Source organism: Ruegeria sp. H9, assembly GCF_056532915.1.
In genome coordinates this window covers 335064-361029 of record NZ_JBQFNX010000003.1, presented here as the reverse complement: position 1 = coordinate 361029, position 25966 = coordinate 335064, and the positions used below count along the sequence as shown (strand labels likewise).

Here is a 25966-nt window from a genome sequence, read left to right as displayed (position 1 = left end):
GCGCCGCGCAATGCGCGGCGCCGGGCCCAAATTCCGAAAGTGGAATCGGCGCAGCCGATTCCATGTATCGGGTGCGGGAGTATTCGCTCACCCGCAGTGCTTAGACCTGACGGACGGCCCCTTTCGCGGCACTGGTCGTCAATTTGGCATAGGCTTTTAGCGCGGTGGACACTTTACGCTTACGTGGTGCAACGGGCTGCCAGCCCTTCTCGTCCTGCTCTTCGCGCCGCGCGGCCAGGTCTTCGTCGGAGACCGCCAGATGGATGCTGCGGTTGGGAATGTCGATTTCGATCGTGTCGCCGGTTTTCACCAAACCGATCTCACCACCTTCCGCTGCTTCGGGCGAGACGTGGCCGATTGATAAGCCCGAGGTGCCACCCGAGAAACGACCGTCAGTCAGCAGCGCGCAGGCTTTGCCCAGTCCCTTGGATTTCAGATACGAAGTCGGATACAGCATTTCCTGCATTCCCGGCCCACCACGCGGGCCTTCGTAGCGGATCACCACCACGTCACCTTCCTTGACCTTGCCGGTCAGGATGTCATTGACAGCCTGGTCCTGGCTTTCGCAGACATAAGCTGAGCCTGTGAATTTCAGGATGTTCTCATCCACACCCGCAGTTTTCACGATACAGCCGTCGCGCGCAATGTTGCCGAACAATACCGCCAGACCGCCATCCTGGCTGAATGCATGCTCTTTCGAACGGATCACGCCGCCTTCGCGGTCAGTGTCCAGCTCCTTGTAGCGGTTCGACTGGCTGAAGGCTTGTGTAGTACGCACGCCGCCGGGCGCCGCTTTGAATAGGTCCTGAGCCTTCGGGTTGTTGGCGACTTTGATGTCCCAGTTGGCAATTGCTTCGCCCATGGTGCCCGAATGCACTGTATGGCAATCCTCATGCAGCAAGCCTGCGCGGCTGAGTTCACCAAGGATCGAGAAGATGCCACCAGCGCGGTGGACGTCTTCCATGTGCACGTTTTCGATGTTGGGCGCGACTTTGCACAAACAGGGCACTTGGCGGCTCAGGCGGTCCATGTCGGACATGGTGAAATGCACTTCACCTTCGTGCGCGATGGCCAGCAAATGAAGCACCGTATTGGTCGATCCACCCATTGCGATATCCAAGCTCATGGCATTTTCGAACGCGTCGAACGTGGCGATTTCACGCGGCAAAAAGCCTTTCTCGTCCAGATCATAGTGGCGCTTGGTGATCTCGACGATGCGGCGACCAGCTTCCAAGAACAACTCTTTACGGTCGGCATGTGTGGCCAGGGTCGAGCCATTGCCCGGCAGCGCCAGACCCAGTGCTTCGGCCAGACAATTCATCGAGTTCGCGGTGAACATGCCCGAGCATGAACCACAGGTTGGACAGGCGTTTTCTTCAATGTGTTGCACCTGCTCATCGGTAAATCGATCATCCGCTGCGGCAACCATCGCGTCGACAAGGTCGATCTTCTTGGCGTCCAGATCGGCGATGTCGATCTTGCCCGCCTCCATAGGTCCACCCGAGACAAAGATCGCAGGGATGTTCAGACGCATGGCCGCCATCAACATGCCGGGCGTGATCTTGTCGCAGTTCGAGATACAGACCATAGCGTCCGCGCAGTGGGCGTTAACCATGTATTCAACAGAATCCGCAATCACCTCACGCGAGGGCAGCGAATACAGCATCCCGTCATGGCCCATGGCGATGCCATCATCGACCGCGATGGTGTTGAACTCTTTGGCGACACCGCCAGCGGCTTCAACCTCACGCGCAACCATCTGTCCCAGGTCCTTCAGGTGGACGTGACCGGGTACAAACTGGGTGAATGAGTTCACGATGGCGATGATCGGTTTGCCGAAATCGTCGTCTCCCATACCGGTGGCGCGCCACAGGCCGCGGGCACCGGCCATGTTACGGCCATGGGTGGAGGTTCTGGATCGGTACATTGGCATGATGCTGTATCCCTGTTGCCCAAACTGCGATATTGGGTGTGTACGTTATAGCGCACGTATCATATGTACGTTATAACGCACAAGACAAATCGCAGGGCGCGGCTATGGAATCGGACGAACTAACGCTGAAACTAAGGGATGTGCGGGCGGCATCCGGGCTGAGCCTGTCAAAAGTCGCGGAACTCACCGGGGTCAGCAAAGCTATGCTGGGCCAGATCGAGCGTGGCGAATCAAGCCCGACCATCGCGACCCTGTGGAAGATCGCGAAGGGTTTCCAGCTCCCGCTGAGTGCATTGATTGGTACTGCTGCAATGCGTGACACGACAGATGCTGATGTGTTCAGTACCGTGAGATTTCCGGGAAGTATCGAAGTCAAGATTGTCTTTCCTTTTGATCCCGCATTGGGGGCCGAAACATTTCATGTCGAGTTGTCACCCAATCAAAGCCACGAATCTCCGGCCCATGCAGCAGGTGTAACCGAAGAGGTTTTTGTTCTGAGCGGAGCTTTGGACGTGCTGCGAAATGGAAATTGGGTTCCGCTGCAATCCGGTCAAGGGTTGCGATTTTCTGCGGATGTGCCGCATGGATACCGCGCTGGTGATCAGGGAGCTGCTTTTCTAAATATGCACCACTATTCGCAACCAGCGGAAGTTTCAGAATAGGAAAGCCCCATACAATGACCGCACTACTGGACAGTTTGACCGTCGTCGATGCCATCGGCTCATTCGGGGCTTTGATCGTTGTTGCGGCATATTTTGCGACCCAGATGCGAGTGATGAACTCGGAGGATCTGGCCTTTCCGCTGGTGAATCTTATCGGTTCGGTGCTGATCGTGTTCTCACTGCTGCAGAACTTCAATCTGGCGTCGATGCTGATCGAAGGCTTCTGGATCATCATCAGCGTTATTGGGATCATCCAGTATTATCGCCTGCGTCGTTTGCGATAAATCCAGTGTGGTCGGGACGCTAGCGCTATCCAGCCTTGAACCTGCATCCTGCCAAGTATAGGGAAAACCCAAGCTCGCTTAGGGGAGGCATAGATGCAGGACGATCCAAAAACCCTCGTTTCTACCGAATGGCTTGCCGCACATCTCAAGGATCCGGATCTAAGGATTCTGGATGGGTCGTGGTACCTGCCGCAGCAAGCGCGAGACGCCAAGGCAGAGTATGACGCTGCCCACATCCCTGGTGCGCGGTTCTTTGATATTGATGAGATATCCGACCATCGTTCCGACTTGCCGCATATGGCACCTCCGGTCGAGAAGTTCATGTCGCGCCTGCGCGCGATGGGCGTTGGCGATGGCCATCAGGTCGTGGTCTATGACGGCGCGGGGCTGATGTCGGCAGCGCGGGTCTGGTGGTTGTTCCGTCTGATGGGACAGGACAATATTGCCGTTCTGGATGGTGGATTACCCAAATGGCAGTCCGAAGGGCGCGAGATCGAAGACCTGCCCCCCATTATTCGCGACCGTCATATGACGGTGCGGGTTCAGAACCACCTTGTCCGCGATGTGACGCAAGTTTCATCAGCCGCGAAGCTTGCGGATCACGAGATCATCGATGCCCGTTCGGCGGCCCGTTTCTTCGGGACCGATGCCGAACCGCGCGAGGGGTTGCGCTCGGGTCATATCCCAGGCTCGCGCAACGTGCCTTTTGGAATGCTGTTGAACAAGAATGGCACGATGAAGTCGCCCGAAGACTGCCGCGCGGTTTTCGAAGATGCCGGCGTCGACTTATCGAAACCCGCGATCACATCCTGTGGCTCTGGTGTGACTGCCGCAATTCTCAGCCTTGCATTGGAACGCATGGGCAAGAAAGACCACGCGCTTTATGACGGCTCCTGGGCTGAATGGGGTGCCTTCCCAACCCTGCCCGTCGCAACCGGAGAGAACTGATGTTCGAGAACCTTAAACCGCAGCCAGCAGACAAGATTCTGGCGTTGATGCAGATGTACCGCGACGACCCACGTGATCAGAAGATCGATCTGGGCGTTGGTGTCTACAAGAACGCCGAGGGGGTCACTCCGGTGATGCGCGCGGTGAAAGCAGCTGAAAAGCGTATTCTCGAAGAGCAGGAGAGCAAGGCTTATACCGGTCTGGCTGGTGATCCAGCCTTTGCGGACGCGATGATCGACTTGATCCTCGGAACTTCTGTCCCGCGTGGCAACATTGCAGCCGTAGCCACCCCCGGTGGTACCGGAGCCTGTCGTCAGGCGTTTGAGATGATCCGTATGGCCAACCCCACCGCGCGTGTTTTCCTGTCGAACCCCACATGGCCAAACCATTTGTCGATCCTGAACTATCTAGGGATCGAGACAGTCCAATACCGTTATTTCGACGGAGAATCGCGTGGCGTCGATTTCGACGGTATGATCGAGGACCTGAAAGCTGCCAATGCAGGCGACGTGGTTCTTCTGCACGGCTGTTGCCACAACCCAACGGGTGCCAACTTAAATATGGTGCAATGGCAAGAGGTCGTGAGCCTGATCAACGCGCGTGGCCTCGTCGCAATGATCGACATCGCCTATCAGGGCTTTGGCGACGGTCTGGAAGAAGATGCGCAGGCAACCCGTCTGGTGGCATCGTCAGTGAAGCGCTGCCTGATCGCGGCGTCTTGTTCGAAGAACTTCGGCGTCTACCGTGAACGCACCGGCCTGCTGATGGCGATCAGTGACGATCCGGCACAGACTGCACTGAACCAGTCTACGCTGGCATTTCTGAACCGCCAGAACTACTCATTCCCGCCTGATCACGGCGCGCGGGTGGTGACGACGATCCTGAATGACGATGCTCTGCGGGCAGATTGGGCGACCGAATTGGAAGATGTCCGCCTTTCCATGCTGGGCCTGCGTCAGCAACTGGCTGATGAGTTGCAGAGCCTTAGTGGATCGGATCGATTTGGATTTATCGCCCAGCATCGCGGCATGTTCTCGCGACTGGGGGCCGCGCCAGAACTGGTTGAAAAGCTGCGTGCCGATCACGGCATTTACATGGTCGGTGACAGCCGTCTGAACATCGCTGGTTTGAACGCCAATACTGTGCCCATTCTGGCGCAAGCGATTGTAGATGTCGGCGTCTGAGCGATATCTTTGAATGAAGGAAAACCCGGGCGCGAACGCCCGGGTTTTTTTGTTTTTACTTGGTTGGCTATTAGCCCTTGGAGAATTCCGGATACGCTTCCATACCCAGTTCAGCCATGTCGAGGCCGTTGATCTCGTCCTCTTCGCTAACACGGATACCTACGGTGGCCTTCAGGATCGACCATAGGATAAGAGCAGCACCAAAGGTGAAGACACCATAAGCAATGATCCCGGTCAGCTGAGTGATCAGGCTGGCTTCGCCATAGAAGATCACGGCGATGGTGCCCCAGATGCCAGCGAACAAGTGGACCGGGATGGCGCCGACTACGTCGTCGATCTTGAACTTGTCCAGCATCGGAACCGCGAAGACCACGATGATACCGCCCACAGCACCGATCCACAGAGCGCCGAACAGGGTTGGGGCCAGCGGCTCAGCAGTGATCGACACCAGTCCCGCCAGCGCGCCGTTCAGCACCATGGTCAGGTCGGGCTTTTTGTACAGCAGCTGTGTCATGATAAGGGCGGCAACGGCACCGGATGCAGCAGCCATGTTGGTGTTGGCAAAGATGCGCGATACGTCCGAGACATCTCCTACAGTGCCCATCGCCAGCTGCGAACCACCGTTGAAGCCGAACCAACCCAGCCACAGGATAAAGGTACCCAGAGTGGCCAGAGCCAGGTTCGAACCAGGCATCGGGTGCACTTTACCGTCCTTGTACTTACCGATGCGCGGCCCAAGGATGAGAGCACCTGCCAGAGCCGCCCAGCCACCGACCGAGTGCACGATGGTCGAACCAGCGAAGTCCGAGAAGCCTGCTTCGGACAGCCAACCACCACCCCACTGCCACGAGCCCGAGATCGGGTACATGATGCCGGTTAGGACAACAACGAAGGCAAGAAAGGGCCACAATTTGATCCGTTCAGCCACCGCACCGGACACGATCGAGGCGGTCGCTGCGACAAAGACCAGTTGGAAGAAGAAATCCGAACCGATTGAGGCGTAGTCAAGCGCCGCAGCATCTGCGCCGACACCCACTGGGTCAAGCACGGTGGTCGAGAAGAACGGGCCCAGCCAGCCAGAAATTGTCCAACCATCACCGGGGTACATCAGGTTGAAGCCGATCAGCCAGTACATGATCGCGGCGATTGAAAACAGCGCGATGTTTTTGGTCATCTGCATCGCGACGTTCTTGGACCGCACCAGCCCGCCTTCGAGCATGGCAAAGCCTGCAGCCATGAAGAACACCAGGAAACCGCCCATCAGGAACAGCAGCGTGGTGAAAATATATTGGGTGTGTTGCGCGGGCTCTCCGGTAGCGGCCTCTTGCGCAAGACCCATCTGCGGCAGTGCGACGATCGCAGCGGCAGGGATGAGAGATTTCATCAGGTTCATTGTTAGTCCTCGAGTGATTGTGAGTAAGCGCGCTTAAAGCGCCTCTTCGTTGGTTTCCCCGGTCCGCACGCGCAGGGCTTGCTCGACATCGAGGACGAAAATCTTGCCGTCGCCGATCTTGCCGGTCTTGGCGGTTGTGGTGATGGTTTCGACGATCTGGTCGGCCATGGTGGCGGGCACCACGATCTCAAGCTTGATCTTGGGAACGAAATTCACGGCGTATTCGGCACCGCGATAAATCTCGGTGTGACCCGATTGCGAGCCAAACCCTTTGATCTCAGTCACCATCATGCCGCGCACGCCTGCATTGGTCAGTGCTTCGCGCACCTCCTCAAGCTTGAACGGTTTGATTGTCGCAATGATCAGTTTCACGTCTTTCCCCTCTACTACTCCGGGCGGCCCGGCATTTTGCACCTGCAGAAAAATGCGCGACAGAGGTTCAGATGGAACGTTTTCGGAGGGTAAATGAGGGTAAAAAATCAGCAATTATGCACAATTTTTGCACAAAACACGCTACTTGGTGAAAATATAGGCAAACTTGTGAGGGGAAATACGGGTATTTCACACCTCTACATGGCCGTTCCGGCGGGGTATGGTGCCCCAAAAGCATAACCGGGCAGAGTTTGAGCATGACTGAGTCCAACCGTCGCAAATCGCGCCTTGTCGCGGATAAAAGGTACCCGTCCAAAGGCCGAAAGCCTGCGGCGACCAAGCGGGCAGCAAAACCTGCTGGTAAGAAGTCGACGGCCCGAAAAGCCGCTCCGCGCAAAACGGCGCGGAAGAAAACGCGGCGCAGTTCTGGTGGGAAGGGCGGTGGCATTTTCCGCCGGCTGTTCCGCTGGCTTTGGCGCATAATTTGGGGGATCACTTGGAGGGTCGGCGCAGTGGCGGGGGTGCTGTTGGCGCTGGCGGTGGGTGTTGTTTACACCTCATTGCCGGATGTCGATGCCCTGCTTGATGGGCGGGCACGTGGTTCGGTGACCTTGCTGGATCGCGACGGCAAGGTCTTTGCCTGGCGCGGCGATCAGTTTGGCGGCGTGATTACGGCGGATACAGTTTCGCCGCATCTCAAGAACGCCGTGATTGCAACCGAGGATAAACGGTTCTACCGCCATTTCGGCGTCAGCCCGCGCGGTGTCGCCAGCGCGGTACGCATCAACCTGAGCGAAGGACGTGGACCGCTGTCTGGTCACGGTGGTTCAACGATCACCCAGCAAACCGCGAAACTTCTATGCCTGGGTGTGCCTTATGAGCCCAGCGAATGGGAGTCTGAGGCTGCATATGAAGCCGATTGCCGTCAGGGTTCGCTATGGCGCAAGGCGAAAGAGGCAGTTTATGCCATTGCGATGGAGGTCAAATACTCCAAGGATGAAATTCTGACGATCTATCTGAACCGCGCCTTCCTCGGTGCGGGAGCCCGCGGCTTCGAGGCCGCCAGCCAGCGGTATTTCGGTATTTCGGCAGCCGAAGTGTCTCCGGCCGAGGCGGCAATGCTGGCAGGTCTATTGGTGGCCCCGACACGCTATGCGCCAACGAACAACCTGCAACGTTCACAAGATCGGGCACGTTTGGTGGTTGGGCTAATGGAGACTCAGGGCTATCTGAGCAGCGCGCAGGCCAGCGAGGCCCGCAGCCGTCCGGCGCAGTTGTCCGAGGCCGCTGCCGCGCGTGCTGGTGGTTACTTTGCCGATTGGGTCATGGCCAGCGGGCCTGAGTTTTTCACACGTAACACAACCGAGGACGTAGTGATCCGAACCACACTGGATCAGCGCATTCAAACGTCGGCGGAAGAGGCGCTTAAATTCATCTTCCAGGAGAAAGTGCGCGAAGGGTCCAAAGCGCAGGCCGCTATTGTGGTGATGTCAGCGGATGGCGCGGTTCGAGGTATGGTCGGTGGGCGCAAGACTCGTGTTTCGGGGGCGTTCAACCGGGCTACGCAGGCTCTGCGTCAAACGGGTTCGTCGTTCAAACCGTTTGTCTATGCGACGGCCTTGGAGTTGGGATATTCACCGCTGGACACGGTGATGGATGAACCAACTTGCTGGAACATCGCAGGTTCAGGTCAGTGGTGCCCGAAGAACTACACCAATAAGTTCTATGGCCGGGTGACATTAGCAGATGCGTTGAAGAACTCGTTGAATATTCCCGCAGTCAAAGTGGCGGATATCTCGGGGCTGGATAACGTGCGCACGGTTGCCAGTGGTTTCGGCCTTTCAAGTGATCTGGCCGAGGGACTCGCGCTGGCGCTCGGCGCATCGGAAAGCACGCTGATAGAGATGACGGGCGCTTACGCCGGTATCCTGAACGGCGGTTCAGCGGTGGAACCCTATGGTCTGACCGAGTTGAAGCTGCTTGGTGAGACCGATCCAGTTATGATCACGACAACCGGTATCGGTGAACGCGTCATCAACGACAAGGCCGCCAAACAACTGACCTGGATGATGGAGCGTGTGGTCTCTGAAGGTACGGGTGGGCGCGCGAAGCTGCCGGGCTGGCAGGTGGCGGGCAAGACCGGCACGACCCAGGCCGCGCGGGATGCCTGGTTTATCGGATTTACCGCGGACTACGTTACGGGCGTTTGGATGGGGTATGATGATAATACGCCGTTGTCAGGTGTCACGGGTGGAGGCTTGCCGGCGGAGATATGGAAAGAGACCATGCTGCGCGTGACAGAAGGGATGACGCCCACGCCGTTGCCCATGCTGGCGCCGGACCCACCGGTCAGAACCGCGCAGCCGCAGCAACAGCGCCGTAAGAATCAAACCGGTTTGGACCGTGCGATCAACAACCTACTGAACAACATCTTCGGAAACTGACCAACAAAAAAAGGCGGTGCGCTGGGCACCGCCTTTGATGTCTGAATGATCGTAAGATCAGACGCTTTCGTCTAGCGCTGCCAGAATTGCATCACCCATTTCGCTGGTCGAAACCGGCTCAACCCCTTCTTCAGCCAGCAGGTCAGCCGTGCGAACGCCGTCGGCCAGAACCTTCTCGATCGCGGTTTCCAGACGATCCGCTTCGTCGCCCTGGTCAAAGCTGTAGCGCAGTGCCATGGCGAAGCTGAGGATACACGCAATTGGGTTGGCCTTGCCTTGACCTGTAATGTCCGGGGCCGAGCCATGAACGGGTTCATACATGGCCTTAGGGCGGCCATTCGCCATCGGTGCGCCCAGCGAGGCAGACGGTAGCATGCCCAAAGACCCGGTCAGCATCGCTGCGCAATCGGATAGTACATCTCCAAACAGGTTGTCGGTGACGATCACGTCAAACTGTTTGGGCGCGCGCACAAGCTGCATCGCGCCGTTGTCTGCATACATGTGTGACAGCTCGACCTCGGGGTATTCCTGTCCGACACGTGTCACGACCTCGCGCCACAGGATGCCCGATTCCATCACATTGGCTTTTTCCATCGAGCACAGTTTCTTGTTCCGGCGCATCGCCAGCTCAAACGCGGAACGTGCGGCGCGTTCGATCTCGGATTCGGTGTAGCGCTGGGTGTTGATGCCAACGCGCTCATTGCCTTCTTCAAAGATGCCGCGCGGTTCACCGAAATACACGCCAGATGTCAGCTCGCGCACAATCATGATGTCGAGGCCAGCGACCACATCCTTCTTCAGCGACGAGAAATCCGCCAGCGCGTCGAAGCACTGAGCTGGGCGCAGGTTGGAATACAGGTCCATTTCCTTGCGCAAACGCAGCAGTCCGCGTTCGGGTTTCAGGCTGAAATCCAGATCGTCATACTTAGGGCCGCCAACAGCCCCCAGCAGCACGGCGTCGACGTCTTGTGCCTTGGCCATGGTCTCATCCGATAGGGGCTTCCCGTGCGCATCATAGGCAGCGCCGCCGACCAGATCCTCGCTCACGTCAAATTGAAGACCGCGATTGGCGCCGAACCAATCGATGATTTTGCGCACTTCGGCCATAACTTCCGGGCCAATTCCGTCTCCGGGCAGGATGAGGAGCGAGGGGTTGGACATCGACAGTCTCCTTGCGTTTTGTCGCACAGGCCCTAGCGTTTGCGGCGCATCGGGTCAATGAGACGAACCCATCAAATCACGAGGAAACCACATGCTGACACCCGGAAATCCGGCCCCATCGCTAAAAATCGAAACAGTAAGCCATGGCACCTTTGATCTTGAGCGCGACACTGGCGAAAACGGAACGCTGGTGATTCAGTATCGCGGTCTGCATTGCCCGATCTGCGTTCGCCAAATGGGTGAGGTCGAGGCTGCGCTGGATGAATTCGCCGAGCTGGGGATTGAGGTGATCATGATCACCACGGATACCGGCGAACGTGCGGCCGAGACGGTTGAGAAGGCCGGAGTGTCGAAGCTGCGCGTAGGATACGGCCTGTCCATGGCCGACGCGCGGGATGTCTGGGGCCTGAACATCTCGGTGGCTCGTGAAGGTAGTGCCGAGCCAGCGTTGTTCGCTGAGCCAGGACATTTCTATATCAAACCTGATCAGACCCTCTATTACGTCTGGCAGCAGACAACGCCTTTTGCGCGGCCGCCGATGTCGGACATCGTCGGCGGTTTGAAATTCACCTTGGCCAATAACTATCCTGCGCGCGGCACCTATACCGGCGCGCTGTAGGCGGTTTTAAAGCCGGGCCTTCAACCCGTCGGCCAGTAAATCCCAGACTCTGCGAATGCGCGGGGTCTGTCGCATCGCCTGAGGGGCAGCCAGCCAGACCGGCAGCACCGGTATCTCGACATCAATATCTAGCACTTCGACCAGAGGATCGGACTGCGCGATGCTGAGTTGGCTGAAGCCAACACCACACCCTGCGCGGATCAATTCCCAGTAGGCAGTCTGGTTGTCGCATCGCGTGGCAAAGCTGTCCCGGCTGGCAGGCCAGCCCTTGTTCCGCATAGCGGTGATAATGTCTTCATTGGTGTCAAATCCCACAAGGTCGTGCTGCATCAGCTCTGTCGGCGTTGTTGGTCGCCCCGCACGATCCAGATAGCTTTGGGCGGCGCAGAAACATAACGGCACCTCGCCGATATGCTTTGCCACGATGTCGACCTGTTCGGGCCGATACATGCGCACGGCAATATCGGCCTCGCGGAACAGCAAGTTTTCGCTGGCATCCGAGGCGACCAGATCAAGCTGAATCGCCGGTTCTGCCTCACGGATTGCGGCAAATATCGGCGGCAACAGGTGATGCGATACAAATACTGAAGCGGTGATCCTGACCGACCCTTCCAGCTGTTGCGCCTGACCCGCTGCCGTCAGCCCCAGGGCATTGACTGCGCTGTACATCTGCTGCGCCATTGGCAGCACTTGCTGCCCCACCTCGCTGAGCGTCAGTCCACGCGCGTGACGATCAAACAGCGAGACCCCCAATTCTTCTTCCAGCGCATGCACCTGACGACCAAGCGTCGGCTGGCTGCGACCCAGTTGCTTTGCGGCTGCGGATAGTGAGCCGGTTTCGGCAACCGCCAGAAAGCTTTGAACTAAGGACCAGTCGGATAGTTGGAGTGTTTTAGCCATTCAAAAACGAATACATAATCTGCGATTTTTCGCAATTTCCAAAACATCGTGAATGAATAGATTGATCCGGAACGGAGGGATCAATGCCACAAACGGTACTTATTCTCGGGGCCACCGGTCGATTTGGACGCAACGCTGCAAGAGCTTTTTCGGATGCGGGATGGATTGTGCAAAAGTTTGATCGACGCAGGGAGGAATTGCGCGCGGCGCTACATGGAGTAGACGTCATCGTGAACGCCTGGAACCCGCTTTACCCCGACTGGGCGGAGCAGGTGCCAGAGTTGCATCGTCAGGTAATCGCCGCTGCATCAGAGCGTGACTTGACGGTCATTGTCCCGGGGAACGTTTATGTTTTCGGTGCGGATAAGCCCGGCCCCTGGTCGACCAGGACACCGCATCTTGCGCGAAATCCGTTGGGACGCATTCGGATCGAGATGGAAGAGGCTTATCGTGCCTCGTCGGTTCGGACCATCATGTTGCGGGCAGGTGATTTCATAGACACCACGGCCTCTGGCAATTGGTTCGATCAGATTCTCATCAAACACTTGCGGCGCGGGCGCTTTGTGTATCCCGGCAATCCAGATATCGAGCATGCTTGGGCCTATCTGCCCGATTTAACTCGCGCTGCTGTGGAATTGGCAGAAATGCGCAGCCTGCTACCGCGTTTCTGCGATGTCCCCTATGCTGGATACACCTTGACCGGCAATGAAATGGCATTGGCGCTTTCGCAGGTTGTGGGGCGTGAGCTTACCCTCAAACAGATGGCATGGTGGCCTTTGCATCTGGCCCGCCCGTTCTGGCGTATGGCGCCTCATTTGCTTGAGATGAGGTATCTATGGAATACTTCTCACCGGCTGGACAGACGCCTCTTTGATGCTCTGCTCCCGGAATTTGCGCAGACCGACCTAAATGATGCGTTGAGGAACGCCGTGTCTGAACCTGTGCAATATGAATCCCGCCAGCGACTCGGCACAGTCATACGGTCATGATCGAATCCTATTCGTCGAATAGATCGACCCAGACAAGCCGGTGACGGCTTGCGGCGACGGCCGCGTCACGGGATGTGGGTTCCGGCCAGTAAATGCCCGCATCGTGCACACGCCAATCCGCCGAAGGTAGGACATAATCCACTCTCATCTCGCCAACGCCCTTCCACAAAACTGTTGAAGTTGACCCCGCAGGGTCAACAGGCATCGGATCCTGCAGTTGCGGATTGGCCAGAAGATTACGGATTGCCGTTTTGCGACCCTCGCCTTTGTAAGGATCCTGGTTCGCATCACCTGCGATGACAAAACGCCCCATAGGTTTCTCACCCAGATCACCGTTCAGCAAAAGCGACCAGAGCCGAATTTCATCCCGGTTGCGCAGTCCGTTCCGATCTTCAGGTCCATCAAAGACAGGCGGGCTGGCGTGAAACGTCATCAGGTTTAGGCGACCACCCGGGGTGTCGACCGGAACGACCCAATGCGATGTAGAAGACAGCCGCTGAACAGCCTGCGCTTGTGGTGATGGGAAGGGCTCTCCATCCTTGGCTGGCAGCTGGGCATTCGGCAAGTCGCGCCACCGCATCTGGGTGAATGACCGCAATTGATCGGTAGCGATAGGATAGCGGGACAGCACTGCCAGCCCATTCTGGCCGGTGAACCGCCCCCAGCCTTGTGCATCGCCCGGACCGCCCGTCTCGCCGTCCCCATCCAGATCCAACGCGGTTTCGATCCCGGAATTGGGTTGCCCGGCGTAACTGTATTGATAATCCAAGCCGTTGCTTTTCAGCGCCTCGACCAGCGCAGCAAGGGCAAGCCCGTCTAAATCCCAATCGATGCCTTGCAGCGCGACGATATCGGGGCGGGTTGTCATCAGCACCTCGATAACCGCAGCGACCTGAGGGTCGTTCCGCCGAATATCACGCAGCAACAGGCCGGGACCTTCGCGACTGAGTTCTGTATTAAAACTTGCGATGCGCAATGTCTCTGCCTGTGCCGTAAACGGCAACAGCAACAGAACCAGCAGTCGGATCATGCGATCTGAGTTGACTCGGAAGTTGAGTATGCGCGGCGCTTCTCAACGATCAGGCCGGCAATGCGCAGTGTCGCCATGCCTCGCATGATCATGCTGGCAGGCAGGAATGCCCATGCGCAAAGGGTCCAGATCAATGTCTGCGGATTGCTGAGCGCGATCGGCGTGATGAAAGCAGCCATCAGTTTGATCAGTGCGGGAATCAGGAAAGGCAGCAAAGCCCCAATTGCGATGTTGAGCCGCCCGTCACGCTGCAGACGGGTGACCACATCACCACCCTTGGTTGGGTCAAACAGCGGTAGATTGGTCCAGACGTTGAACGCGCCGTTGCCTGTTGGCCATCCCCGAAGCTTCACTGCATAGGCAAAGCTGGCGATGGTAACCAAGGCCGCGACATAAGCGACGCTGGCGGAGATACGCACCAAATCTACGAGGGGCTGGCTGGCATCGGCGGGCAGCATCAGAACCACAAGACGAACGGGGGAGTAGGGGAAATCCACCACATTCGCAACCATCAGGCCAACTGAATAAAACAGGCCAGTAAGTTCCGAGGGGGCATAGGCGTTTTTGCAGATCAGCGTCAGGAAGGTAACCATCGACATCAAACCGACAAAGCGCAGCCTGTTCACAGGTGGTGCGTCACGAAATTCGATAAAGCTTGGAAAGGCCGAGTTGTATTCCGAGAAAGTCAGGATAAACGCAAGGATCGCCAGAAAGACGACAATCTCAGTCCCATTCGACGTCGATGTAGGCAGGTACAACGCAGGGGTAAGCACCATAAGTGCTACCAATAATCCACGTATCGCCGCCCCCGTTGTGCGTGCAATCACAATCCGAACCCTTTTTCAAACCGGCGTAGTCGATTCTGTGCCGACTTATCGTCCAACTTGTGCTCACCGCTCGTTCGTTGGCGGCTACCTCATGGGTGCCAACTTTGCCGATAAGCGGTATTTCGCTCAAGCCAATGAGCAAATAACACGCAATTTCGGGCAAAATGATGGCGCAACTGGTGCGGGATTGCATCAATTTCGACGCAAATCCGACGTGTATCTCAAATTGATACCTATATGTTGTGGTGCACTGGGTTTTTGCCCCAAGAATGCGAACAGGGCCGCGCTTGCGACCCTGTTAGGTTGAGTATCAACAGATTCGTCCCCAGAATCATACCCAGGGGCGGGCCTGACTCGCATGATCTTCGAACTTATCGATGTGATGGTCTTTTTCCATCGTCAGGCCAATATCGTCCAGACCGTTCAGCAGGCAGTGCTTGCGGTGTGGGTCAATGTCGAACTCGATGACCATACCATCCGAAGTGGTAATCTGCTGATCTTCCAGATGCACGGTCATGCGGGCGTTTTCACCCTTGTGCGCGTCATCCATAAGAATCGCGTGATGCTCTTCTTCGACTACGATGGGCAGGATGCCGTTCTTGAAGCAGTTGTTGAAAAAGATGTCGGCGAAGCTGGTCGAGATCACCACCTTGATGCCGAAATCCTTGATCGCCCATGGCGCATGTTCCCGCGACGAGCCGCAACCGAAATTGTCGCCAGCCACCAGAATCTCGGTGTTGCGATAAGCGGGTTTGTTCAGAACGAAATCTTCGTTCTCGCCACCATGATCGTGATATCGCATCTCATCAAACAGCACGACACCCAGGCCAGAGCGTTTGATGGTTTTCAGGTGCACTTTGGGAATGATCATATCGGTGTCGATATTGATCAGTGGCATTGGGGCGGCCACCCCGTGGACTTTTTCGAACTTTTCCATTTCTACACTCCTGCGGGGTAGGGCCGCGCCCGTGCTCCGCGTTTAAGCTTCTTTCGCTTCTGTTGTTTCGTCCTTGGGTGCGTTCTTGACGAAGAACGCCATGAAGACCAATCCGAACCCGTTGAACAGCATCTCAATGCCCAGGAAGATCCCCAGTATGCTCAGCAGAGCAGCCGGTTCCTTGCCTACATAGGTCCAGATTATGCCGGCGAGGATGATCGACAAGATGCCCGAGATCATCGTGGGCCAGAAAAACTGCGTTCCTTTCATCTGGAACGACAGAATGACCCGCGCGATGCCGCCTGCCATGAACAGGATGAGCATCACAGTTGCCAGCGTCAGCGTGCCCTGCAGCGGGTGATCCAGAAAGGACCAGCCCAGAAACAGCATGACCGCACCCATGATGAGTGACAGGATCTTGTTGCCAGTGCCTTCAACCGTGAAGCCACCAACGATCTGCATTCCGCCCGCAATCAACAGCAACACACCGGTTACTACTGTTACGGCAACGGATGCCACGACCGGCGCGCCCAATACGAACACCCCGAATGCTATGGACAAAAGTCCAAGCAGTAGCCATTTGACCCAATCACTCATGTTAGTCTCTCCATCAAATATCTAGATATGAGAGACTCTTACATCAATTCACGGACGTCTGTCAGCCGTCCTGTGATTGCCGCAGCGGCAGCCATTGCGGGGCTCAGCAGATGGGTACGCCCACCTCGACCCTGACGGCCTTCGAAGTTGCGGTTCGAAGTCGCGGCACAGCGCTCGCCCGGTTGCAGCTGGTCGGGGTTCATCGCCAGACACATTGAACAGCCCGCGAGACGCCACTCGAAACCGGCATCTTTGAAGATCTCGGCCAAACCTTCTTCTTCGGCCTGTGCACGCACCAAACCCGAACCCGGTACGACCATGGCGCGCATGCCGTCCTTGATCTTCTTGCCTTTCAGGATTTCCGCCGCAGCGCGCAGGTCTTCGATCCGACCGTTGGTGCAAGAGCCGATGAAAACGGTGTCGATTTCAACATCGCTCAGCTTTTGACCGGCTTCCAAGCCCATATACTCGATCGAACGGCGGGCCGCGTCGACTTTACCGCCTTCGAAATCTTCGGGATGTGGTACGGATGCGGTGATCGGCAGCACATCTTCGGGACTGGTGCCCCAAGTGACGACTGGCGCGATATCTTCACCACGCAGCGTGATGACTTTATCGAAATGCGCATCTTCGTCGGTGTAAAGCGTCTTCCACCAGTCCATCGCGGCTTCCCACTGCGCGCCTTTGGGGGCATGCGGGCGGCCTTTGACATATTCAAAGGTGGTCTCATCCGGTGCGATCAGGCCAGCGCGGGCACCGCCTTCGATGGCCATGTTACAGACGGTCATGCGCCCTTCCATCGAAAGATCGCGGATCGCTTCGCCGCAATACTCGATGACATAACCTGTGCCGCCAGCAGTACCGGTCTCGCCGATCACAGCCAGAGTGATATCTTTGGCGGTCACACCCGGCTGCAGTTTGCCGGTGATTTCGACCTTCATATTCTTGGACTTCTTCTGGATCAGAGTCTGGGTGGCCAGAACGTGTTCAACCTCGGACGTGCCGATGCCGTGGGCCAGAGCGCCGAATGCACCATGAGTCGCCGTGTGGCTGTCGCCGCAAACAACGGTCATGCCGGGCAGGGTCCAGCCCTGTTCGGGGCCGACGATATGCACAATGCCCTGACGGACGTCGTGCACAGGGTAATAGTGAATGCCGAAATCCTTGGCGTTCTTGTCCAGTGCCTCGACCTGAATGCGTGATTCCGGGTTTTCGATACCATTCACACGGTCCGGCGTGGTCGGAACGTTGTGATCCGGCACGGCGATGGTTTTTTCTGGCGCGCGCACCTTGCGGCCCGCCATGCGCAGGCCTTCGAACGCCTGTGGGCTGGTCACTTCGTGAACCAGATGGCGGTCGATATACAGCAGGCAGGTGCCATCATCGGCCTCGTGGGCGACATGGGCATCCCAGATCTTGTCATAGAGTGTTTTGGGGGACATCGGTCCTCTCCCGTATGAAATGAGAAATAGCTGGCGAGTTGGCTTAGGCCGCCGATAGGCGGGCCAAGACCGTGCGGGCAGCCCCAAAGAACCGTTCACGCAGACGCGCGCGATCTTCCAGATTCTGTTCTTGGGCCACATTGAGTCTCATACGCACCAGATATAACGGGCATTCGTGTCAATCAAGGTTCAATCCCAACCGTCTCACTGCGGGCTTGCATCATCCAGCATCGCTGTCCAAGCTGACCTGCAGGAGAGGTGAATGAACCAGGATTTACTACCGGAGACGCTCTCGGAGCTTTACGCCAACATGACGGCGGCGTTTTCCTCGCAAATTGAAGGTCTGGTCGAGTTGATCGTCACCCCGGGATGGCGGCAGTATCAACTCATCATCATCCTATTCCTCTGGGCAATTTCATTTTTACTGAAACTGCTGACGCAGGGCCGATGGGAAACCTGGGCGAGGGCCCGGGTGGGATGGCCGAAATGGCGCTTGCGGATATTGATACAACTGATGCGCCGTCTGACATTGGTGTATTTTGTGTTGCTGTCTGGTGGGCTTTATCTGGTGATGCAACAGGTCACATGGCCGTCGCGGAGCTATATACTTGGTGTCTTCGCAACACTGGCTGTTGCATGGCTGGCCATCGCGTTGGTTTCGCGATTGGTGAGAAACCGAACGCTGCGACAAATATTTAAATGGTCTATGTGGGTCTATGCTACGCTGATTGCGTTGAACCTGACGGATGATGTAGCCGGTTTCCTAGACGGCGTCGCCATTTCTATCGGTGATCTTCATATCTCGGCGCTGGGCATCATCAAGGCTGTACTGCTGATTGGCGTCCTGCTGACTTTGGCGCGTGTCGGCACACGTGCGGCTGAGCGCGGCCTTACGAACAATCAAGACATAACCCCATCGATGCAGGTTCTTCTGGCCAAGGGTATTCAGGTGCTGCTCTACGGGGCGGTGTTCATGGCGGCGATCCGCACCCTCGGGTTTGATCTGACTGGCATAGCGTTGCTGTCCGGGGCCATTGGCGTCGGGATCGGGTTTGGCCTGCAAAAAGTGGTTTCGAACCTGATCTCGGGCATTATCATCCTGATGGACCGGTCGATCAAACCGGGCGACGTGATTTCACTGGGCGACACATTTGGTTGGATTAACGCGCTGGGCGCGCGCTATGTCTCGGTGGTTACGCGGGATGGTCGGGAATATCTGATTCCAAACGAAGATCTGATTACCAATCAGGTTGTAAACTGGTCGCATTCCGACCGTTTCGTGCGGTTGGATCTTGATTTCGGCACCAGCTACGACGACGACCCGCACAAAGTCCGCGCGACAGCGATCCGTGCCGTCAAGACGGTCGGTCGAGTGCTGAGTGGAGGCAAACATGAACCTGTCTGCCATATCACTGGTTTCGGTGACAGCAGCGTGGACTATGTGTTGCGCTTCTGGATCAGTGATCCGAACAAGGGTCTGACAAACATTCGAGGCAATGTCTTCCTGGCGCTGTGGGATGCGTTCAAGGTCGAAGACATCTCGCTTCCGTTCCCGCAGCGTGAAATCCGTGTATTGGGCGGCCTGGAGGCCGACGCCGAGGTGCAACATCTCGCCAAAGAGTGACTGGATGTGGGGCGCAGCGTCGGCCCTTTCATTGAAATGTTGCAATCCCCTTGTTACCTTATTAGTACCCCGGCGCCGGGGTTTCACGGCGCGCAGCAAAGGAGGACTATGTCCTGTCTCTACATACACAGGCGGGTTTGCCCGCCGATGATGGGGCCGGTGTAATGGCCCACTCTCAGTCAATCAGCGACAAGCTGCTTGAACGTATCCTTTCCTCACTTTCCGATGACAAGGCCGAAGACGTCGTGCAGATCAACCTGCAAGGTAAGTCTTCTGTTGCGGATCACATGGTGATTGCCTCGGGTCGGTCGACCCGTCAGGTCTCTGCCATGGCGGAAAAGCTGACGGATCGCATCAAGCAGGAATTCGGTTTCACCTCGAAGGTCGAAGGCAAGGATGCCGGCGACTGGGTGCTGATCGATACGGGCGACGTGGTCGTTCATATCTTCCGCCCCGAAGTGCGTGAATTCTATCAGCTGGAAAAGATGTGGCTGCCTCAGGGCGGCAGCGCCTCGGCGAATTGAGGCGCTATCCCGGCCTGTATTGAGGGGTCGGAGGCGAGAGAGACATGCGTATCAGCATCGTTGCGGTCGGGCGATTGCGCGCCGGACCGGAGAAATCCCTGCTTGACGACTACCTGACCCGATTTGACAGGACCGGCCGCGCGCTGGGCCTTGGTCCTGCGAAGGTGATCGAGGTCGAAGACAAGAAAAACGCAGGCATGGGGGCCGAGGCGGCCCTGCTGCGCAAGGCGCTGCCCAAAGGTGTGGTGATCTGTACCCTAGATGAGCGCGGACGGGTGTTGTCCTCGCCTGATTTTGCAAAAAAGCTGGGTGGATGGCGCGACGCGGGCCGACAGGATCTGGCGCTGATAATCGGCGGAGCGGACGGAATAGAACCTAATCTGCGGGCGGAGGCTGATTTTTCCCTATCCTTTGGGTCAATGGTCTGGCCCCATATGTTGGTCCGTGTGATGCTGGCCGAGCAACTTTACCGGGCCGCGACCATCCTTTCAGGCGGCCCTTATCACCGGGTCTGACATGGCGCAGCTATTGATCGTCTACCACTCGCGCACCGGCGGCACCCGGCAAATGGCTGAAGCCGCAGCCGAAGCAGCGCGGGATGAAGCGAACACCATCCTGAAAACCGCCGATCAGGCCGGTCCGAACGACTTGCTGACCTCTGATGGCTATATCTTCTGCGCGCCCGAGAACCTGGCCGCGATCTCTGGGCTGATGAAAGAGTTCTTTGACCGCTGCTATTATCCGGTGCTGGGTCAGATCGAAGGTCGACCCTATGCGCAGATGGTCTGCGCCGGATCAGATGGCGAAAATGCCGCGCGCCAGATGGCTCGGATCGCAAAGGGGTGGCGGTTGAAAGAGGTGCAACCGCCCCTGATCATCTGCACTCATGCGCAAACACCCAAAGCGATCTTGGCCGAAAAGATCATTCCTGAAGAACAACTTGAAAACTGTCGTGAGGTTGGAGCGGCCTTGGCCGCAGGTCTCAGCCTCGGGGTGTTCTGAGGGTCAGTTCAGATCGACCACGGTCGTGTCTTCGCTCCAACCACCGACATTGTCGCGCGCCTGAATTTGCACCTGCGTGGTCCCGTCCGGAATCACCACCCCGCCAAGTGACCGTGTAAAGGGCTGCTCATCGACATGAGGGTGATGCAGCACACGCATCCCCAGCTCGTTCCCCTGCATATCCAGAACACGCCAGCCATCGGCATAGTCATCCCATCCGGTGTCGGAGTGGCGGATCGTGACGTCGAACCGCCAGGTATCCCCATTTGATTGGGCTGAAACCTGTTCGACCGTCGGAGGGTCGGCGAATGCGGGGCTGGCCAGTAAGGCGCTGAGAATCAGATGTCGCATGGGGTCAAACTATGCGCTCGCGCATCGCATTGCGATCACGACTCTGTGTTTGGTGGCGCAGTCATGATTACGGTGCGTGAATGCGAGGCGAATTCGCGACGATAGAGCACACCGAATGTGACGATTGAGCTTAGGATCAGGGCTACCGGTCCAAGTATCCATGCGATTGAAGCCAACGCAAAATATGTCGCCCGCAACGCGCGATTGAAACTACGAGCCGCCGTGATACAGATATCAGCAGATTGTGTGGCGCGTGGATAGGCCTGTGGATCATCGGGATCATTTGGAACAGCGGCCATCAGGATTGCGCAATACCCAAACAGGCGATGCGACCAGACAAATTTCAGAAAAGCGTTCGACAGAAAAAGCAGAATAATCAGTATTTTGATTTCCCAAACCATGGCAGGCGCACGGCCGATGGCAAGATCTTCAGCAACCCCAGCAAGGCGTTCGGTATTGCCAAGCAATGCCAAGCCGCCGCCTATTGCAATCATGATTGTCGAAGCGAAGAACGTGCTGCCCTGACGCATGGCCGAGATCACTTGTGCATCGAACACACGCGGCTGGCGCGTCACCATTTCACGCATCCAGACCTTGCGGAAATCATCCATCATCAATGAAACCGATGGTTTCTGAGAGGACGGATTTTCGATCCTCCACCCAATCCCCAGCCATGTCGCGAACAATAGCAAAACGGCTGCATAGTCCAGCGAGGAAAACAGTAATGTGCGGTCGATCCAGGTCATGCCGCGACACTATTGTTGGATTCGGCAACTTGCCAGTCGATAAAATTGGTAATATAATTTTACCAAATGGAGGATCAGCGATGGAAATGCCCAAGCCAAATCCGGATGTCTTAGCACGCAAGCAGGCATTGGTCGCGCGACTACAGCAAGTGCTGCCGAAGGATGCTGTTATCCATGAAGAGGCCGAGACCAGGGCTTATGAATGTGATGCGCTGACCGCCTATAAATGCCCGCCAATGCTGGCTGTACTGCCTTCGACCACGCAGCAGGTTTCAGATGTCTTGCGCATTTGCCATGAACTGGGTGTGCCGGTTGTACCGCGCGGCGCGGGCACGTCATTGGCGGGTGGTGCCCTGCCGACGGCAGATTGTGTGATTCTAGGCGTTGCACGGATGAACGAAGTTCTGGAAATCGATTACGACAACAGGTTTATCAAGGTGCAATCCGGCCGAACCAACCTGAGTGTAACCGGTGCCGTTGAAGAAGAGGATTTCTTTTACGCCCCCGATCCCTCATCCCAGCTTGCCTGCGCCATTGCCGGAAATATCGCGATGAATTCGGGCGGGGCGCATTGCCTGAAATACGGGGTGACGACCAACAATCTGATGGGTGTGACTATGGTCATGATGGATGGCAGCGTGGTCGAAATTGGAGGTGCCTATCTGGATGCAGGCGGGTTGGACCTGTTGGGTGTTATCTGCGGATCCGAAGGGCAATTGGGTGTCGTGACTGAAGCAACGTTGCGCATCCTGCGCAAACCTGAGGGCGCGCGTCCCGTTCTGATGGGCTTTGACGATAATGAAGTGGCCGGTCAATGCGTCTCTGACATAATCAAATCGGGCATATTGCCTGTCGCGATCGAGTTCATGGACCGCCTTTGTATTCGAGCCTGCGAGAATTTCGCCCAAGCGGGTTATCCTGATTGCGAGGCGTTGCTGATCGTCGAAGTTGAAGGATCAGAGGCAGAGATCGATAGCCAGTTGTCGAAGATTATCGAGATCGCCAAGCGGCATAATCCGGTTGAGCTGCGAGAAAGCCAATCGGCTGATGAAAGCGCCCGTATCTGGCTGGGTCGGAAATCGGCCTTTGGCGCGATGGGGCAAATCAACGATTATATGTGTCTGGATGGGACGATCCCGGTCTCATCGCTACCCTTCGTCCTGCGCCGGATCGGGGAGCTGAGCAAAGACTATGGCCTGCCAGTCGGCAATGTGTTCCATGCCGGTGACGGCAACATGCACCCCTTGATCCTGTTTGACGCCAACAAACCCGGCGATCTTGAGAAATGTGAAGCGTTCGGGGCGGACATCCTGAAGCTTTGCGTTGATGCGGGAGGCTGCCTGACTGGTGAGCATGGGGTCGGCATCGAAAAGCGTGATCTGATGACACACCAATATGAACCACAGGATCTTGAGGCGCAGATGGCGGTGAAAGATGTGTTTGATCCGAATTGGCTGTTGAACCCAGCCAAGGTGTTTCCGCTAAAGGCGTCTGCCACGCGCAGGATGGCCGCGGAATAGATGAGCCTTCCCCATCAATACCCAGAGTATTTTCGAAAAGATGAAGTGCCATGACACCTGAAACCGAGGCTGAACTTGCGGACATCGTTGCCGGCCTGGATGGCCCAGTGCGTATTGCCGGAGGCGGCACGCGCGGCCTTGATGGGCCCGAGCCTGTGCTGAACCTATCGGGACTGCACGGAATTACACAGTATGAGCCGGGCGCATTGACTCTGGTCGCACATGCCGGGACTCCAGTGACTGAGATCGAAGCGGCTTTGGAGGCCGAGGGTCAGCAACTGGCGTTCGAGCCGATGGATCATCGCGGTTTGCTGGGCACCACGGGGGAACCGACAATCGGCGGTGTTGTCGCGGCCAACATCTCGGGGCCGCGTCGAATTCAGGCTGGCGCGTGCCGGGATTTCCTGTTGGGCGTACGTTATGTCGACGGGTTGGGGCAGGTAATCAAGAATGGCGGGCGGGTGATGAAGAATGTCACTGGTTACGATCTGGTCAAGCTCATGGCAGGTTCCTGGGGTACGCTAGGGGTGCTGTCAGAGGTCTCGCTGAAAGTGCTGCCTAGACCTGAGATCGAGACCACTCTGGCAGTCGGGGCCGCTGATGTAGGAACCGCAGTTGATCTCATGTCCACTGCCCTGAAATCCCCCTTCGAGGTGAGCAGCGCAGCCTATGATCCACTGGATGGGCAGGCGCTGTTGCGGATCGAAGGATTTGCCGACTCTGTTGCCTATCGGGTAGGTCGATTACGCGAAATCCTTGGGGGCGAATGCACCGAGTTAGAGAATTCGAGGAACCGCTGGGTCGATCTGCGCGATCTGCGTGCGTTTCAGGATCTGGAAGGTGATGTCTGGCGCTTATCAGTGAAACCCGGCGATGCAGCCAGCCTTGCAGAACTGATCGACGCGGATCGAACCTTATTTGACTGGGGCGGGGGCTTGATCTGGGTATTGGTGCCAAAGGGCACCGATCTGCGTGCACGACTGGGTCACTTTGAAGGACATGCAACGCTGGTACGCGCAGAGGCTGACACCATCGTTGAATTTGGGCGATTCCAACCAGAGAGCACGCAGATTCAGGTTCTAACAAAGGCAATTCGGAAGAGATTTGACCCTCGGAACGTGTTCAATCCGGGTCTGATGGGGTAGGCGATGCAGACGAAATTTACCGAAAAGCAGTTGCAAGACCCAGCGATTCAGCGATCCAACGAGATACTCCGAAATTGTGTTCACTGCGGTTTCTGTACAGCAACCTGCCCGACTTATCAGGTGCTAGGCGATGAGTTGGACAGCCCTCGCGGGCGCATCTATCTGATCAAGGACATGTTGGAGAATGAGCGTGTTCCGGACGAAAAGACTGTCAAGCATATCGATCGCTGCCTATCCTGCCTCGCCTGCATGACCACGTGCCCCTCGGGCGTGCATTACATGCACCTCGTGGACCACGCACGGGAATATATCGAAGACAACTACAAGCGCCCGTTCTCGGATCGGGCTCTGCGCTGGATATTGGCCAGAATCCTGCCTTATCCGGCTCGCTTTCGCTGGGCTCTAATCGGGGCAAAGCTGGGTCGTCCGTTCCGGTTTCTGATGCCGGATGCCCGGCTAAAGGCGATGCTGGACATGGCGCCGAGATATATTCCACCAGTCAGTCGCAATGATGACCCTCAGAGCTTTGCAGCAAAAGGCGCTAAGAAGAAACGCGTCGCCCTAATGACGGGCTGTGCGCAAAAAGCGCTGAACACCGACATCAACGACGCCACGATTCGCCTGCTGACCCGATTGGGCTGCGAGGTCGTTGTCGCCGAAGGTGCCAGCTGTTGTGGCGCATTAACCCATCACATGGGTAAAACCGGTGAAAGCCATGCGTCTGCTGCAGCCAATATCCGGGCCTGGACACGCGAAATGGATGGTGATGGTCTGGATGCGATCGTGATCAACACCTCGGGGTGTGGGACCACGGTTAAAGATTATGGGCACATGTTCCGCAGTGATCCGCTGGCGGCGGATGCGGGGCGTGTATCCGCCCTGGCGATGGATATCAGTGAGCTTTTGGTGCAGCTGGAGATGCCGGACAGCGACAAGAAAGAACTGGTTGTTGCCTACCACGCGGCGTGTTCATTGCAACATGGGCAAAAGGTTACCTCTTATCCCAAGAATCTGCTGAAATCTGCTGGATTCACAGTGTTAGAGCCTAAAGATAGTCATTTGTGCTGTGGCAGTGCAGGAACCTACAACCTGATGCAGCCTGAGATTTCGAGTCAGTTGAAACAACGAAAAGTGCGCACGCTTGAGGCTAGGAATCCTGATGTTATCGCGGCAGGTAACATCGGATGCATGATGCAGATCGGCTCTGGGACTGACACGCCCGTTGTCCACACAGTCGAGCTGCTGGACTGGGCCACCGGAGGGCCGGAACCGCGCGCATTGCGCGGCGGCATGGCTGGGGTACCCCAACTGCGTTGATCGATTGCTGCACCC

27 protein-coding genes are annotated in these 25966 nt (G+C 56.9%); 14 read left to right on the top strand and 13 right to left on the bottom strand.

Annotation, left to right across the window (positions count from 1 at the left end):
• Positions 1–100 precede the first annotated feature (100 nt).
• Positions 101–1933: a dihydroxy-acid dehydratase gene (gene ilvD, locus ACR0CZ_RS16005; RefSeq protein WP_170395133.1), complete on the bottom strand. Its 1833-nt coding sequence runs from the start codon at positions 1931–1933 to the stop codon at positions 101–103.
• A 104-nt stretch (positions 1934–2037) separates the two neighbouring features.
• Between ilvD and ACR0CZ_RS16000 the strand changes: the two genes are divergently transcribed.
• The 4 genes from ACR0CZ_RS16000 (at position 2038) to ACR0CZ_RS15985 (ending at position 5011) form a co-directional block, all read left to right on the top strand.
• Complete coding sequence (locus ACR0CZ_RS16000) at positions 2038–2595, top strand: XRE family transcriptional regulator (protein ID WP_170395136.1); 558 nt, start codon at positions 2038–2040, stop codon at positions 2593–2595.
• A gap of 14 nt (positions 2596–2609) precedes the next feature.
• A complete protein-coding gene (locus ACR0CZ_RS15995) occupies positions 2610–2879 on the top strand; it encodes a CBU_0592 family membrane protein (RefSeq protein WP_170395139.1) in 270 nt (89 codons plus the stop codon).
• A 93-nt stretch (positions 2880–2972) separates the two neighbouring features.
• Positions 2973–3827 (top strand): 3-mercaptopyruvate sulfurtransferase, encoded by an 855-nt coding sequence (gene sseA, locus ACR0CZ_RS15990; protein WP_170465803.1) that lies wholly within the window; start codon positions 2973–2975, stop codon positions 3825–3827.
• Positions 3827–5011 carry an amino acid aminotransferase gene (locus tag ACR0CZ_RS15985; RefSeq protein ID WP_170395146.1) on the top strand — a complete coding sequence of 395 codons (1185 nt, stop codon included), beginning with the start codon at positions 3827–3829 and terminating at the stop codon, positions 5009–5011. Before sseA ends, ACR0CZ_RS15985 begins: the two co-directional genes overlap by 1 nt.
• Before the next feature lie 70 nt (positions 5012–5081).
• Here the strand turns inward: ACR0CZ_RS15985 and ACR0CZ_RS15980 are convergent, their stop codons facing one another.
• Complete coding sequence (locus ACR0CZ_RS15980) at positions 5082–6404, bottom strand: ammonium transporter (RefSeq protein WP_170395150.1); 1323 nt, start codon at positions 6402–6404, stop codon at positions 5082–5084.
• A 33-nt stretch (positions 6405–6437) separates the two neighbouring features.
• Positions 6438–6776 (bottom strand): P-II family nitrogen regulator, encoded by a 339-nt coding sequence (locus ACR0CZ_RS15975; protein WP_039541190.1) that lies wholly within the window; start codon positions 6774–6776, stop codon positions 6438–6440.
• A 257-nt stretch (positions 6777–7033) separates the two neighbouring features.
• Here ACR0CZ_RS15975 and ACR0CZ_RS15970 point away from each other — a divergent pair, with 257 nt between their 5' ends.
• Complete coding sequence (locus tag ACR0CZ_RS15970) at positions 7034–9220, top strand: PBP1A family penicillin-binding protein (RefSeq protein WP_170395153.1); 2187 nt, start codon at positions 7034–7036, stop codon at positions 9218–9220.
• Between the two features lie 57 nt (positions 9221–9277).
• Here ACR0CZ_RS15970 and leuB read toward each other — a convergent pair whose 3' ends face one another.
• Positions 9278–10381 carry a 3-isopropylmalate dehydrogenase gene (gene leuB, locus ACR0CZ_RS15965; RefSeq protein WP_170395155.1) on the bottom strand — a complete coding sequence of 368 codons (1104 nt, stop codon included), beginning with the start codon at positions 10379–10381 and terminating at the stop codon, positions 9278–9280.
• Between the two features lie 91 nt (positions 10382–10472).
• Here leuB and ACR0CZ_RS15960 point away from each other — a divergent pair, with 91 nt between their 5' ends.
• A complete protein-coding gene (locus ACR0CZ_RS15960) occupies positions 10473–11000 on the top strand; it encodes a redoxin domain-containing protein (protein WP_170395157.1) in 528 nt (175 codons plus the stop codon).
• Between the two features lie 6 nt (positions 11001–11006).
• Here ACR0CZ_RS15960 and ACR0CZ_RS15955 read toward each other — a convergent pair whose 3' ends face one another.
• Entirely contained in the window at positions 11007–11900 is an 894-nt protein-coding gene (locus ACR0CZ_RS15955) for a LysR family transcriptional regulator (RefSeq protein WP_480537197.1), read from the bottom strand.
• An 83-nt stretch (positions 11901–11983) separates the two neighbouring features.
• Between ACR0CZ_RS15955 and ACR0CZ_RS15950 the strand changes: the two genes are divergently transcribed.
• Positions 11984–12889, top strand: coding sequence for a sugar nucleotide-binding protein (locus ACR0CZ_RS15950; RefSeq protein WP_170395161.1), 906 nt, complete (start codon positions 11984–11986; stop codon positions 12887–12889).
• 7 nt (positions 12890–12896) lie between these two features.
• On the opposite strand, the gene ACR0CZ_RS15945 is transcribed toward ACR0CZ_RS15950, so the two are convergent.
• The 6 genes from ACR0CZ_RS15945 to ACR0CZ_RS15920 form a co-directional block, all read right to left on the bottom strand.
• Entirely contained in the window at positions 12897–13919 is a 1023-nt protein-coding gene (locus tag ACR0CZ_RS15945; RefSeq protein WP_170395163.1) for an endonuclease/exonuclease/phosphatase family protein, read from the bottom strand.
• Complete coding sequence (locus tag ACR0CZ_RS15940) at positions 13916–14746, bottom strand: hypothetical protein (protein WP_170395166.1); 831 nt, start codon at positions 14744–14746, stop codon at positions 13916–13918. The genes ACR0CZ_RS15945 and ACR0CZ_RS15940 overlap by 4 nt, the downstream gene beginning before the upstream one ends.
• Positions 14747–15077: 331 nt before the next feature.
• The gene (gene leuD / locus ACR0CZ_RS15935; protein WP_170395169.1) at positions 15078–15683 is read right to left on the bottom strand and encodes a 3-isopropylmalate dehydratase small subunit; all 606 of its coding nucleotides are present in this window, start codon (positions 15681–15683) and stop codon (positions 15078–15080) included.
• A 42-nt stretch (positions 15684–15725) separates the two neighbouring features.
• The gene (locus ACR0CZ_RS15930) at positions 15726–16280 is read right to left on the bottom strand and encodes an HdeD family acid-resistance protein (protein ID WP_170395171.1); all 555 of its coding nucleotides are present in this window, start codon (positions 16278–16280) and stop codon (positions 15726–15728) included.
• Positions 16281–16318: 38 nt separating this feature from the next.
• Positions 16319–17722 carry a 3-isopropylmalate dehydratase large subunit gene (leuC, locus tag ACR0CZ_RS15925; RefSeq protein ID WP_170395174.1) on the bottom strand — a complete coding sequence of 468 codons (1404 nt, stop codon included), beginning with the start codon at positions 17720–17722 and terminating at the stop codon, positions 16319–16321.
• 43 nt (positions 17723–17765) lie between these two features.
• Positions 17766–17861 (bottom strand): isopropylmalate isomerase, encoded by a 96-nt coding sequence (locus tag ACR0CZ_RS15920; protein WP_260023663.1) that lies wholly within the window; start codon positions 17859–17861, stop codon positions 17766–17768.
• Positions 17862–17984: 123 nt separating this feature from the next.
• Between ACR0CZ_RS15920 and ACR0CZ_RS15915 the strand changes: the two genes are divergently transcribed.
• The 4 genes from ACR0CZ_RS15915 (at position 17985) to ACR0CZ_RS15900 (ending at position 20872) form a co-directional block, all read left to right on the top strand.
• Positions 17985–19346 carry a mechanosensitive ion channel family protein gene (locus tag ACR0CZ_RS15915; protein WP_170395177.1) on the top strand — a complete coding sequence of 454 codons (1362 nt, stop codon included), beginning with the start codon at positions 17985–17987 and terminating at the stop codon, positions 19344–19346.
• A 164-nt stretch (positions 19347–19510) separates the two neighbouring features.
• Positions 19511–19870 carry a ribosome silencing factor gene (rsfS, locus tag ACR0CZ_RS15910; RefSeq protein ID WP_039541351.1) on the top strand — a complete coding sequence of 120 codons (360 nt, stop codon included), beginning with the start codon at positions 19511–19513 and terminating at the stop codon, positions 19868–19870.
• A gap of 44 nt (positions 19871–19914) precedes the next feature.
• Positions 19915–20385, top strand: a complete 471-nt coding sequence (gene rlmH / locus ACR0CZ_RS15905; RefSeq protein WP_170395180.1) for a 23S rRNA (pseudouridine(1915)-N(3))-methyltransferase RlmH — start codon at positions 19915–19917, stop codon at positions 20383–20385.
• Between the two features lies 1 nt (position 20386).
• Positions 20387–20872, top strand: coding sequence for an NAD(P)H-dependent oxidoreductase (locus tag ACR0CZ_RS15900; RefSeq protein ID WP_170395183.1), 486 nt, complete (start codon positions 20387–20389; stop codon positions 20870–20872).
• 3 nt (positions 20873–20875) lie between these two features.
• Here the strand turns inward: ACR0CZ_RS15900 and ACR0CZ_RS15895 are convergent, their stop codons facing one another.
• Complete coding sequence (locus ACR0CZ_RS15895; RefSeq protein ID WP_480537195.1) at positions 20876–21223, bottom strand: hypothetical protein; 348 nt, start codon at positions 21221–21223, stop codon at positions 20876–20878.
• Between the two features lie 35 nt (positions 21224–21258).
• Positions 21259–21969, bottom strand: a complete 711-nt coding sequence (locus ACR0CZ_RS15890) for a DUF599 domain-containing protein (RefSeq protein ID WP_170395190.1) — start codon at positions 21967–21969, stop codon at positions 21259–21261.
• An 80-nt stretch (positions 21970–22049) separates the two neighbouring features.
• Here ACR0CZ_RS15890 and ACR0CZ_RS15885 point away from each other — a divergent pair, with 80 nt between their 5' ends.
• The 3 genes from ACR0CZ_RS15885 to glcF are packed head-to-tail and all read left to right on the top strand — an operon-like array spanning position 22050 to position 25951.
• Entirely contained in the window at positions 22050–23489 is a 1440-nt protein-coding gene (locus ACR0CZ_RS15885; protein ID WP_170423285.1) for an FAD-linked oxidase C-terminal domain-containing protein, read from the top strand.
• 50 nt (positions 23490–23539) lie between these two features.
• Positions 23540–24634, top strand: coding sequence for an FAD-binding protein (locus ACR0CZ_RS15880; protein WP_170395196.1), 1095 nt, complete (start codon positions 23540–23542; stop codon positions 24632–24634).
• Positions 24635–24637: 3 nt separating this feature from the next.
• Positions 24638–25951: a glycolate oxidase subunit GlcF gene (glcF, locus tag ACR0CZ_RS15875; protein WP_170395199.1), complete on the top strand. Its 1314-nt coding sequence runs from the start codon at positions 24638–24640 to the stop codon at positions 25949–25951.
• Positions 25952–25966 lie beyond the last annotated feature (15 nt).